At 51.1% G+C, this 11,025-nt stretch carries 9 protein-coding genes; 3 read left to right on the top strand and 6 right to left on the bottom strand.

Annotated elements, in window-relative coordinates:
* Window positions 1-367: 367 nt before the first annotated feature.
* From AS151_RS12975 to AS151_RS12965, 3 genes are all read right to left on the bottom strand, one after another.
* Window positions 368-1,975, bottom strand: a complete 1,608-nt coding sequence (locus tag AS151_RS12975) for an Hsp70 family protein (protein ID WP_071517488.1) — start codon at window positions 1,973-1,975, stop codon at window positions 368-370.
* A 93-nt stretch (window positions 1,976-2,068) separates the two neighbouring features.
* Window positions 2,069-5,191: a filamentous hemagglutinin N-terminal domain-containing protein gene (locus AS151_RS12970; protein ID WP_071517487.1), complete on the bottom strand. Its 3,123-nt coding sequence runs from the start codon at window positions 5,189-5,191 to the stop codon at window positions 2,069-2,071.
* Window positions 5,192-5,246: 55 nt separating this feature from the next.
* The gene (locus AS151_RS12965) at window positions 5,247-5,879 is read right to left on the bottom strand and encodes a hypothetical protein (RefSeq protein WP_071517486.1); all 633 of its coding nucleotides are present in this window, start codon (window positions 5,877-5,879) and stop codon (window positions 5,247-5,249) included.
* Window positions 5,880-6,146: 267 nt separating this feature from the next.
* Here AS151_RS12965 and cas6 point away from each other — a divergent pair, with 267 nt between their 5' ends.
* Window positions 6,147-7,271, top strand: a complete 1,125-nt coding sequence (cas6, locus tag AS151_RS12960) for a CRISPR-associated endoribonuclease Cas6 (RefSeq protein ID WP_071517485.1) — start codon at window positions 6,147-6,149, stop codon at window positions 7,269-7,271.
* A gap of 4 nt (window positions 7,272-7,275) precedes the next feature.
* On the opposite strand, the gene kaiC is transcribed toward cas6, so the two are convergent.
* The 3 genes from kaiC to AS151_RS12945 all read right to left on the bottom strand — a co-directional run bounded on the left by kaiC (window position 7,276) and on the right by AS151_RS12945 (window position 10,349).
* Entirely contained in the window at window positions 7,276-8,841 is a 1,566-nt protein-coding gene (kaiC, locus tag AS151_RS12955; RefSeq protein ID WP_071517484.1) for a circadian clock protein KaiC, read from the bottom strand.
* 164 nt (window positions 8,842-9,005) lie between these two features.
* Window positions 9,006-9,320 carry a circadian clock protein KaiB gene (gene kaiB, locus AS151_RS12950; protein WP_071517483.1) on the bottom strand — a complete coding sequence of 105 codons (315 nt, stop codon included), beginning with the start codon at window positions 9,318-9,320 and terminating at the stop codon, window positions 9,006-9,008.
* 93 nt (window positions 9,321-9,413) lie between these two features.
* Window positions 9,414-10,349, bottom strand: a complete 936-nt coding sequence (locus AS151_RS12945; RefSeq protein WP_071517482.1) for a circadian clock protein KaiA — start codon at window positions 10,347-10,349, stop codon at window positions 9,414-9,416.
* A 377-nt stretch (window positions 10,350-10,726) separates the two neighbouring features.
* Here AS151_RS12945 and AS151_RS23115 point away from each other — a divergent pair, with 377 nt between their 5' ends.
* A complete protein-coding gene (locus tag AS151_RS23115; protein ID WP_275527991.1) occupies window positions 10,727-10,855 on the top strand; it encodes a hypothetical protein in 129 nt (42 codons plus the stop codon).
* A 46-nt stretch (window positions 10,856-10,901) separates the two neighbouring features.
* On the top strand, window positions 10,902-11,025 hold a 124-nt coding region (locus AS151_RS23110; protein ID WP_170861398.1), incomplete at its 3' end, for a helix-turn-helix domain-containing protein.

The following is an 11,025-nucleotide window of genomic DNA, read 5'->3' as shown; positions in this document are numbered from 1 at the left end:
GACGGCGGCTAAAGCCGCACGGGTCGCTTTTCATCCCTGCTTTAAAAGGTCAGGGCTTTCAAGCTCCCGATTCACGCCGTAAATTTTTTTGACAACTGGGGATTGACTTGGGGGGAATTTTGATATATATTTTACATAATGGGAATATTGTCTTCGATTTGAAAATCGCGTCTATTCCCATTATGTAAAAGTGTCTACTAATAAAATACCATATTTGGGGAAATCGTGGGAAAAAATTTCGCTTTTTTTTCGTTTCCATGAGGGAAAAATTCAATCAAATCGTCGTCTCGTCGTCAGTCTATTTAACCTGCAGAATGTCGGTCAAATATGACTGTAAAATCAAGCCCAATTTAAGAAAATAGGGATATTACTGCAATTGCAGCACAATTTGATTTTCCACCAACGTTTCTAAATTGAGCAAATCTTCCACCGTTACCCGCAGAAACCGCTGTTCGTCTACCCAAAAACGCACCTTAATCCGATCGCTTCCGGGATTGGCAGGAGGATCGAGTTTGGCAATTTGCCGGGCACCTTCGCGGTCGTTTAGCGGCTGTACGGTGGGGGCGCTGCCGGCTGTGGTAGGATTGGATTTGGGGCGCGTTACCAAGCGATCGCCATCGAAATACACTTCCATACCGCCAGTTTCGGTACCCAACTCGCCCAAAACCAACTCGATGCTGGGTTGGTTGCTAACAGAAGCCCCCAAAACCAACTCCACCGGTTCCGACATGGGATAGGGTTGCCCGGATTGCACGATGGGATGCCAGTTGTGCTGGTTTTGACGGCGATCCCAATAGCGAATGCCGTAGCTGTGGTAGAGGAAATCCTTTACTTCCATGCCTTGCATTAATTGTAAAGCCCCCGTGGCGATCGCGGTCATGGGTTGTTCGCTGCGAATTCGATCGCGATCGAAATATTGTTCCACCCAATTTTGCACGGCGGGGATTTGCACCGTTCCCCCCACCATCAACACTGCTTCGATATCTTTCGCCTCAATTCCCTGACGCCGGGCTTGTTGCAATACCTGTTCCATGCATTTATCTAACTGCTGGAAAAACTGGCGTTGCTGCAAAATTTCCTCAAAGGTTTTCCGGTTTAACTTTAGTTCGTAACTGTCTAACGTTTCATCGTCAAAATAAATCTCTTCCGCCTCCGCTTGCATAGACAGCTGAATCTTTAACCGTTCTGACAGACGGGTCATCAAAGGCGTTTTGTCAATTCCTTGGGTCTCGACAAAATAATCCACCAGCCAATCATCAATATCACCGCCGCCTAAATTCAAGCCAGACTTAGCAATCACTCTTGCGAGCTTAGGCTTTTGGGCAGATTTTTCCCCAAACATTTTTTCGCCCCATTTGAGGATAAATCCCGTAAATTTCTTACTGGCGGATTGATTCAACTGTACCAAAGACAAGTCTAGGGTACCACCGCCAAAGTCTACCACCAACAACAAATCGCGATCGCTAGAGGCATAGCCCAAAGCCGCCGCCGTAGGTTCGTCCAGCAAGCGTACTTGTTCCACTTGCAACGATTTACATACATTACCCAGCCAGTAGCGGTAGGACTCAAAACTGTCCACAGGCACCGTCAGCACCAACGATTCCACCGGTAGCTGGATTTGTCGCAGGGAAGCGACCACCTGGGAGAAAAACCAACTTCCCACCCGTTCAAAATCGATGATTTCTCCATCCAGTTCCGGTAAAAATCCCTGTACGTTTTGACCAATGCCGCGTTTGAAGCCACGGAAAAAACGGGGATCGCTTTTTAAATCCAAACCGCGATCGCGTACGGCTTGACCTACCAGTACTTTCCCCTGGCTGGCATCTTCCACATAAACCAAACTCGGCACCAAAGGTGCTGTTTGGTGCATTTGCCAGGCAATTTTCGGCAATTCGATTGTTTCTGGTTGTTGGGTCGCTTGATTCCAACGGGCAACTACCGTGTTGCTGGTTCCAAAATCGATGGCAATGGTCATGCTTGTGTTTGTATTCCGCTTTCCGTTACCGTGCTTCAGCTGCGCTTACCACCAGTGGTTTTCGCAGGTAGGGGCAAAATCCTTATTTAAAAACTATACCCTATCCGACCATCGCGAACAACCGCGCCCAAAGGTAGACCCATGGACAGTAGGGGTGCTTCGTGAAGCACCCGTGCTTCGTGAAGCACCCGTGCTTCGTGAAGCACCCGTGCTTCGTGAAGCACCTCGGTGATGCCCATCGGTAGGGGCAACCAACTTCACCACACCGTTTTCATCTTTGACCCAGCCTGTGGCTTCCACCAGGGGTTGCCTGGCATCCCCCATCGTTGGTGTCAGGGAGTTTGGGGATTCCGCCCAAGCGACATCTTCCCCGTTCAAGCGCCAGTCAAGCCAACTAGAAGGTTGGTTGGCCAGTTCCGCAGGGGCTGGGGGCAACTGCTGCTTGCCGGAGATAATAAATTCGCTGTCCGCCGCACTATCGCAAGCCGAGGCAATAATGGGCGGTTGCTGTTTGATACTAGCCTCCCCCTGCAAAAAGCCCGACGTGGGGTCAATTTCCGGCGTATCGATGCTGACGGTGCCGTCGAACTGCGACCCGAGTTCTGAGGTGGCGGTAATATCACTTTGGTCGGTGGTGCGTTCGCGAAATTGGGTTCCCAAAATCGTTTCCGCAGTAATTTCCACCCTACCACCGCGCCCTTGGGCAGCATTGGCGGTAATATCGCTGTTTCCCAACGCCCAAATCGTCTCCGCCTCGATTTGAATATTGCCACCATCGGCATTACCAGCATTAGTATTGATGCGACTGCCCCGACGCAACGCCAAAGCATCCGTATCCAAGCGAATATTTCCCCCTGCCCCTGCTTCAGTAGAAGCATTTAAACTGCCCCCATCTTGCAATTCCACCGTATCCGCGATCGCGGATAACGTTCCCGCATCCCCAGGTCCAAAACTATCCACTGCCACCGTTGCCCCATCTGCCACCAACAAGCGATCGGTACTCACCGTCAAATTTCCACCATTGCCCATCGCGATCGCTTGGGGAATATCCACCCGACCGGAAGAAGTCACCAAAGTGGTGGGCAACCCAGTCATCTGTGAAGTACCGCGTATTTCCACCGACTCGGAAGCATTCACCGTCAAGCGGCCGCCATCGCCCCCACCAAGGGTAGCACTGGAAATAATCGCACCTCCGGTAGCCACAAACCGTTTGGTGTTAATCGTCAAATCCCCCGCCGGGGAAGGTCCAAAACTGGTGGTTCCCGGTCCGCTGGTAACCATTCCATCGGCAGAAGTTCCAGAAATTTCCACCGATTCGCTCGCGTTAATCGTAATATCGCCCCCAGGTCCACCCATACGAATGACCGTAGTAGGCAAAGCCACGCCGCTGTTGGTAACCACCAAACTGCCGCCACGTTCGACGAAACGGCGCGTCTGAATAAAAATATCGCCCCCTTCTCCCATGCCGATAATGCTATTGTTAAAAATCCCCGTCGGCAGAAAAGCACCGGGACGGTTGCGGTTCAGCGACACCAATTCCCCAGCCCGTACGATGACATCGCCCCCCGGTCCGTTGCTTAAGGTAGCACTGGAAATAACTGCCCCATCTTGCACCAGCAATTGATTGGCATCGATCGTAATGGTACCGGCAGCGCCAGTACCGCCAAGGGTTGGCGTCAGCATGCCAGCCCCCGTGGTTTCCACAGTATCCCCAGCGCGAACCTTGATGTTGCCCCCTGGTGCCCTGCCGAAGGTGGGACTGTAGAGGTTAGCCCCCGCCAGCACTCGTAGGTCACCGTTGGTATTCAGGGTAATGTTGCCGCTGGGTGCCAGTCCTTGGGTCCCCGTAGCCAAACCGCCCAGACGCGCCGTGGGTGGCAGTTCGCCAGAAAGAGCGGCCCGCAAAAACAAATCCAAACTCTCAAAGCCAGTACCAGCAGCGGTGATGCCCTGTTGCGCACGCACGTTGATATCGCCCCCTGCCCCAGTTGCCAGCGCCGTTGCCGAAATAATAGCAGTGCCCTGCAGCAGCAATTCCCCCGTTTCTATATCGATATTTCCGCCCGTACCAGCTCCGGCCGTATCGCTCGACAAGCTGGTGAAGTGGTTCGGATCCATTCCCCTGAGGGCAACAGCTTCCCGAGCACGAATGGTGAGATGGCCGCCCTCGCCAGCCCCTCTGGTGCCAGTGGAAACCGTAGACCCTCCTTGCAAAGCCATGGCCGGTGCTTCTACGGTGATATTGCCACCCCGACCGCTGCCGATGGTTTGGGTGGAAATCGAACTGCCGCCAGCTACGGTCAGGGTATCTGTCGCTTGTAGGGTCAAATCGCTACCGTCGAGGTTGCCTTGGGTAGTGCCTACCACCTGCGATCCATCGAGGATGGCAATGCGGTTCCCCACTAACTGTATGCTGCCGCTGCCAATGCCGCTGGTGTCGATCGCACTTTGTTGGGAAAGGGCAATATCGCCAAAGCTGTTTGTGCTGCTGTAGTCGAAGCGAAACCCACTGGCGGTGGGAATCATAGCTACCGAAGCGGCGCTCCCTACGCTGCCCACTTCAATGTGTCCGTTAGCTGCAGCCAAACGCCCGCCTGTCAACGTAACGTCGCTGCCAATGACAGCTAGGGTTTGACTGGGGGAAACTTGCAGGTTGGCACCGGGTTGGACCGCTAAGACCCCCGGCCGATTTCCCCACTGCAAACCTAGGGGAATGTTGATGCTTAAGCTAGCTGAAGTGGCCGGTTCGCTGGCGCTGTAAACCCGACCATCGGGAAATTCAATTGTCACGGCTGTGGTTCCCACAAAGGAACCGCCAATGTCTAAACGCGCGTTTTCACCAAAGACAAGGCCGTTGGGATTGAGCAAAAATAAGTTGGCGGTACCGTTGGCTGCTAGGGTGCCATCGATGCTAGAGGGGCGATCGCCGGTGACGCGCGTAATGATATTGCGAATGGCAGCAGCATTTTCAAACTTAACCAATTGCCCCCTGGGAATGGAAAATTCCCGAAAGCTATGGAAAAGATTGCTACCGGCTGGGGTACCGCCGTCGATGGTGAGGGTATGGTTTTCGTTGCGAACGGTGGAATTTTGCGGCAAGGTATTGTCGGGAAGGATTTGGGTGTTCGCTACCGACCCTACCGATATCCACCAGCAGACGGACCATCCAGCGACAGCAAAGCAAGTACGGGGGAAGGAAAAGTCAGGGGATTTCATGGTCGATACGGTTGGTTTCTAGATATTTTTCGGTTGTGGAAACATACCGCCTATTTTATCGATATCCCCGTCTTTTGGCGATGGTACTGGTCTTCCGGACCATCGCGAACAATTTTTTCTGGGAATGAGAAAATCGCGATCGCTGCTGGTGGTTATCGCGCACAGGAAGCCCTGCTAGGGGAAGGGCCACAATGGTTTCGCTTGTGCCAACTGTTGCTGCAGTCAAAGGTGCGGCGGTTTCGGTCCAGCCTACTTTTACCTGACCCAACCGCCAGTCAAGCCAGGTAGAAGCTTGGTTGTTGGTTAGTTCTGCAGGTGTAGGGGGTAAATTTTCTCGGCCGGAAATTACAAATTCACTGCCGGCAGCGCGATCGCCGGTAACGCGCGTAATTATATTTTGAATCGCGGCTGCGTTGTCAAACCTTACTGAGGTATGCTCAGGAATAGAAAACTCCTGAAAGCTATGGAAAAGATTACTACCGGCTGTGGTTCCTCCCTCAATTGTTAGCGTACGGTGGCGATTTTCCTTCGGAGAGGCTTCGCGATCGCGATCGCGAAAATTTTGGGGAAGCGTCCCATCAGGAACAATTTGAGCCACGGTGCCTGGGGCGATCGCTGCCCATAAGCAGAAAGACCATCCGGCTACGGCAACACGGCCATAGCATGCCGTAAGATTCAGAACATTCATATTATCCTGTTTTTTCCGAAAGAACCGTTTCCTTTTTCATTTATATACTTAGACCTATCTATTTAAATTCATGCAGAACCGCTGAAAATCAGTCCAAATTGCTCCCTCTCCGTTCATAGGGAACAGGGAGGAAAAAATAGGGAACAAAACAAGATAATAGGGAACAGAAAGACTATTTTGGGTAGAAAAAAGGAAACAAAAGTATCCCCTTCCGGGGACGGAAGATTTGATAGGATAGCTAACAAAGAATAAGATACCGTTTGAGTCATGCCGCGTCACCAACACAAGCTACACTCAACAACCGCTACGGTTCTCTCAGAAGACAACACCTGGCCTGCGGATAGTTCGCTGGTGGGGTTGGTTTTCGAGCTTTCCCCCAAAAAGGATGTATCCCTATTTCCGCAATATGCCATTGGGTTGCACGCTTGGTTTCTCGACCAAGTGCGATCGCAAGACCCAGAGCTATCTGCCTACCTGCACGACGGTCAGTCGGAAAAACCCTTTACCGTCTCTCGTTTGGAAGGTGACTTGGAAAATAGCGGTAGGCAAGTGCTGCTGCGCGCGGAATCTAGCTATCGTTGGTACGTCACAGCTCTATCGGCAACGGTGGCAGAATGGATGCGGGAGTGGCTGCAAGACCCACCCGAAGTGGTAGAGCTGCACAATGCCCCATTGCGGATTAACGCCATTCGCCTTTCCCATCCCCCCACCAGCTACCAGCAGTTGTGGCGAACCAAACCCTTGCGTTCGGTAACGTTAAGTTTTGTTAGTCCTACGGGATTTCGCCACAAAGGGCACCACTTACCTTTGCCGGTACCGGTGAATGTATTTCACAGCTACCTGCGCCGTTGGAATGATTTTTCGGAAATGCCTTTCGATACCGATGCTTTTTTGAAGTGGGTAGACGAACACATTGCGATCGCGCGCCACCAGGTATCCTCCGTCAAAGTAGCAGCGGGCAAGCGGGGGTCGATTACCGGCTTTACCGGCGAAGTAGAATTTTGCGTCAGTACCCAAGGGCGGCAGTATCCAGAATTCCAGCAGCTCTTTTCCGCCCTCGCCAACTTAGCCCCCTACTGCGGCACCGGTCACAAAACCCCCTTTGGTTTGGGGCAAACCCGGCGGGGGCATCAAAAAAGCAACGTTCAATCGGAAATTTTGCCCGTAGAAGACCAACTCGCCCAGCGCATCGAACAGCTGACACAAATTCTTTTAGCCACCCAAAAACGCACGGGGGGCACCCGCGCCCATTCCGTTTGTGAAATTCGGGCGACCATTTTAGCCAGGCGCGAGTTTGGCGAATCCCTGCAAGCGATCGCGCAAGATTTGCAAATGCCTTACGAAACCGTGAAAAGCTACGTAAAGCTGGCACGCCGGGCCTTAAAAGCATAAGCACCTACGTATTTCCCTGGTCGCCCTTGCCTTGCACGCCTTTGACAATCCGCGAAAGCTCGGTTTTCTCGTCCACCCCCACGCGGGTGGGCGAACCGGTAATAATGCGTTCGTAGTTGCGAAACGAATCCTTCAACTCCGGACCCACACCGGTAATCGTGTATTCGCGAATCCCCTTATCGTGCCAGGAACCGCGCATTTTAAACACGTTAATCGCCCGCGCCATTTCCCCGCGAATTTCCACATACTGCAGCATTAAAATCGTGTCGGTAATGGTGGAAATATGGGAGTCGGTAATGGAATTAGACCCCAAAAATTGGTCGGTGGTATTGGTGAAAAAGCCAGTGATTTCCTCCTGCTTGGCATAGCCGGTCACCCCAATCACGAACTGGCGGAAAGCATTGTTGCTCACCCCGCGTGCCAAAGCCGACAGGGAGTCAATTGCCAGTCGGGTGGGCTTCATGGCAGCAATTTCAGTTTTGATAATTTGCAGGTGGTCTTCCAATCCCGCCGATTCCGGATAGGCACAAATAATTTTCAGCAAGCCCCGCTTTTCCATTTCCTCAAAGTCAATGCCCCAGGATTGGGCGTTGCGCAGCAGTTGGGCGCGGGATTCTTCGTAGGCAAACAAAATGGCGGGTTCTCCTTGCTGGCAGCCTTCTTCCAAGAATTTGCTCACCAGCAGGGTTTTGCCGGTCCCGGTAGCGCCAGTAGCCAGGATAATAGAGTCTTTGAAAAAGCCACCGCCGCACATTTTATCCAATGCTTGCACGCCGGAGGAAACGCGCACGTTGGAAGAGCGTTGGGTCAGACGCATGGCACCCAACGGGAAGATGTTAATGCCCTCGTTGGTGATGGTGAAGGGATATTCCCCTTTCATGTGGGTGGTACCCCGCAGCTTCAAAATTTCAATGGTCCGCCGCCGCCGTTCTCCTTCGATGACGTTGCGAACGATGACCACATTGTCGGAGACAAATTCTTCCACGCCAAAGCGCGCTACGGCACCGTATTCGCTTTCCCGTTCCGTGGTCATAATAGTGGTGACCCCCAACTGCTTCAAACGGGCAACCAGGCGAAAAATTTCCCGCCGTACCACCAAAGCAGCATCGTATTGTTGAAAAACGGCGGTGATGGAGTCGATGGAGACGCGCTTGGCTTTATATTTGCGAATGGCGTACTGCAGCCGTTCGATGAGCGCCGATAGGTCGAAGTTGCCCACCACTTCCTGACCTTCTGGGTCTGGGGAGGCATCGAGGATAAAAGATTTCCCTTCGTAGATTAGTTGTTGTATGTCCCAGCCAAAGCTACAAGCATTTTTAATGATATCTGTAGGCGATTCTTCAAAAGTTACAAATACACCAGGTTCGTCAAAACGAACGATGCCATTATACAGAAATTGAACGGCAAATAAAGTTTTTCCCGTTCCCGATGTCCCACTGACCAATGTGGTTCTACCAACGGGCAACCCACCGTGACTGATATCGTCAAATCCCTCGATTGTGGTGCGGATTTTTTCTACGCTTTCAATTGCTTTGGGAGCGAACTCTTGTTCTGGACTGTTCGATGTCATTTTGATTGCATGCTAAAGGATCGCGAAAATTTACCAAGATTCAATGGAAAGTTTTTTATGGCTTGGAGATTGGCTTAGTGATAGCTAAATTGTAACCGATGAAAGCCGATAACAAAACAATAAAAACTCGGAAAGTAGATGGGGCAGCCATTGCAAAGTTCCTTTTACATTTCGGTGTCGTCTTCTCGTAGTTCTTCGTATAGCAAATCCAAGCCAATTAGTACTTTTTCGCGGTCGGAAAGGTCGCCGATGATTTTGCGTACGGGTGGGGGAAGGATTTTGGAGAGGGTAGGGGTGGCTAAAATTTTGTCTTCTTCCGCAAGTTGGGGATTTTTGAGTACGTCGATGACTTTCAGGGCGTACACGCCTTGGAATTCCTGTTCGAGAATGTTTTTTAAGGTTTTGAGTGCCCGAACCGAGTTGGGCGTGTTCCCTGCTACGTAAAGCTTTAGGACATAGGTTTTGCGAGAACTCCTCATAGATTTTTTCCAATGCTGGTAGGCGAACGGTGGACAGAATGGGTGGCTGCAGGCAAGCTCCAAAAAGTCTCGGATGGAAGCTGGGAGCAATTGTTAGTCACTTTCTGAAGATTCCCTGGGAATGGAGCGGCGATACATTTCGCATAAATGAGATATTGTATCAATTAAGGTCAGGCGATAGTCAAGGAGAATTTCCTCGCTGCGCCCTTCCAATTGCAACTGTTTGGAAAATTCGTCCATCAGGTTCATGTGAAGTTCGACAATTTGTGTGGCGGAAATATCTGAGAAGAAGGCTAGGTTAACAAATTCGTCTATTTTCGCATTGACAGTGCGATCGTCCCCGGCAAAGTAATTGATGATAATTTCTCGGTATCTATATTCTAATTCTTCTAGGAATTTCTTTTGCTCGGAGCGCGATAAATGGCGAAAGAAATTTTCGGGGTTGCGTTTGTAGTACACGCCCAGATATCCCAATCGTTCTTTGAGTTTTTCTGCTAGACGATGCTGGTGGGTAGCGACAAAATGGTAGCTTTCTTCAGCATCCACCATGGCTTGGCTGGGGGGTATGCTTTCGCTGGAAAAACTATGAGGTGCGCGTTTGAGAAATTGTGCGATCGCGTTTTCCATCCCAGCTTCTAACAAATCCAGTTCTTCGGCGGCCACCACCACTTCCGCATTGTGGTAAACCGTATAGGGAAAAGCGTTGGAGGTGGATAGGGGAGGCATTTGATGGGTGGTTGCCGACAGGGATTCGGATAAGTTTTCCAATTGCGTGCCCTCTGTATCGTGTAGGGGGGTAGGCATGGTAGCTAGCACCACAGCGGGTAAAAAGGTGGCGCGATCGCGCAAGTGCTGCACGACCAAAGGCAGCGAAGAGGTAAACTGTAAGATCAAACAATCGATGTAGTGTTTGTGGTGTTCCACAAAGTTCAGAAATTCCGTCTCCGTAGAAAACCGCTCAATAGCGTATCGTTCGCCGCCTAACCTGTCATCAATTTCGGCAGCGAGCGCATCGGAAGGTAAAAACATACAGATGGCAAAGTGTGGGGACAAGGGTTTCTCGCAGCTAACACAGAACAAGGAATAAGAGGGCGACGCCAGCAACGCCAGCGATTCTCCGTACCAGACGCTTCGCGATCGCGCTGTGGAATTTCGGGAGCTGCTGGAATTAAGGAATTTTCCCACTCCAGCCAGGCCAAATGCTCCCAAAAACCTAAAAATATTATTAAACTGCTGTTATCTTACCAAAAATAACGATTTGTAATCAAATGTCAAAAACCTTGAGTAGAAGCAGGTGGACAAAGTCATAATGAACCTGTAACCAACCAGTTTAGCGGTGCGCCAGTCGGAAGAAGTTTGCTGAACACAACGCAACAGGATAGACAAGGCAGAACCAAAGCCAAACCATGACGCTTAGCCAAACTGATTCTTTACGAAAAAAAGACGGGAGCTTGAAAGCCCTGCCTCTTTCCCAGCCGGGAGGAAAAGCTCCCCGTGCGGCTTTAGCCGCCGTCACCATCAAGTCCATGTACTAGGATCTAGAAAAGCAGGCGAAATTTTTTAAACCTATTTTTGTTCATCATGTTGACTCTCAGCTACGAATTTAAGCTCAAACCGACAGGCCGCCAGGCTCAAACGATGGAGTCGTGGTGGGAAATCTGTCGGCAAGTTGGCAATGATGGGCTGAGAGAACGCCAAGATGGGG

The organism is Geitlerinema sp. PCC 9228 (assembly GCF_001870905.1).
GTDB lineage: Bacteria > Cyanobacteriota > Cyanobacteriia > Cyanobacteriales > PCC-9228 > PCC-9228.
Note: the sequence above shows the minus strand (reverse complement) of the source record. Positions and strands in the feature narration are given on the sequence as shown.

Bases quoted from the DNA above. Each gene is read 5' to 3' on its own strand.
- AS151_RS12945 (WP_071517482.1), bottom strand. From the start codon at position 10,349: ATGTTTTTACCTTCCGATGCGCTCGCTGCCGAAATTGATGACAGGTTA.
- kaiC (WP_071517484.1), bottom strand. From the start codon at position 8,841: ATGACATCGAACAGTCCAGAACAAGAGTTCGCTCCCAAAGCAATTGAA.
- AS151_RS12965 (WP_071517486.1), bottom strand. From the start codon at position 5,879: ATGAATGTTCTGAATCTTACGGCATGCTATGGCCGTGTTGCCGTAGCC.
- AS151_RS12970 (WP_071517487.1), bottom strand. From the start codon at position 5,191: ATGAAATCCCCTGACTTTTCCTTCCCCCGTACTTGCTTTGCTGTCGCT.
- cas6 (WP_071517485.1), top strand. From the start codon at position 6,147: ATGCCGCGTCACCAACACAAGCTACACTCAACAACCGCTACGGTTCTC.
- kaiB (WP_071517483.1), bottom strand. From the start codon at position 9,320: ATGAGGAGTTCTCGCAAAACCTATGTCCTAAAGCTTTACGTAGCAGGG.
- AS151_RS12975 (WP_071517488.1), bottom strand. From the start codon at position 1,975: ATGACCATTGCCATCGATTTTGGAACCAGCAACACGGTAGTTGCCCGT.
- AS151_RS23115 (WP_275527991.1), top strand. From the start codon at position 10,727: ATGACGCTTAGCCAAACTGATTCTTTACGAAAAAAAGACGGGAGCTTG.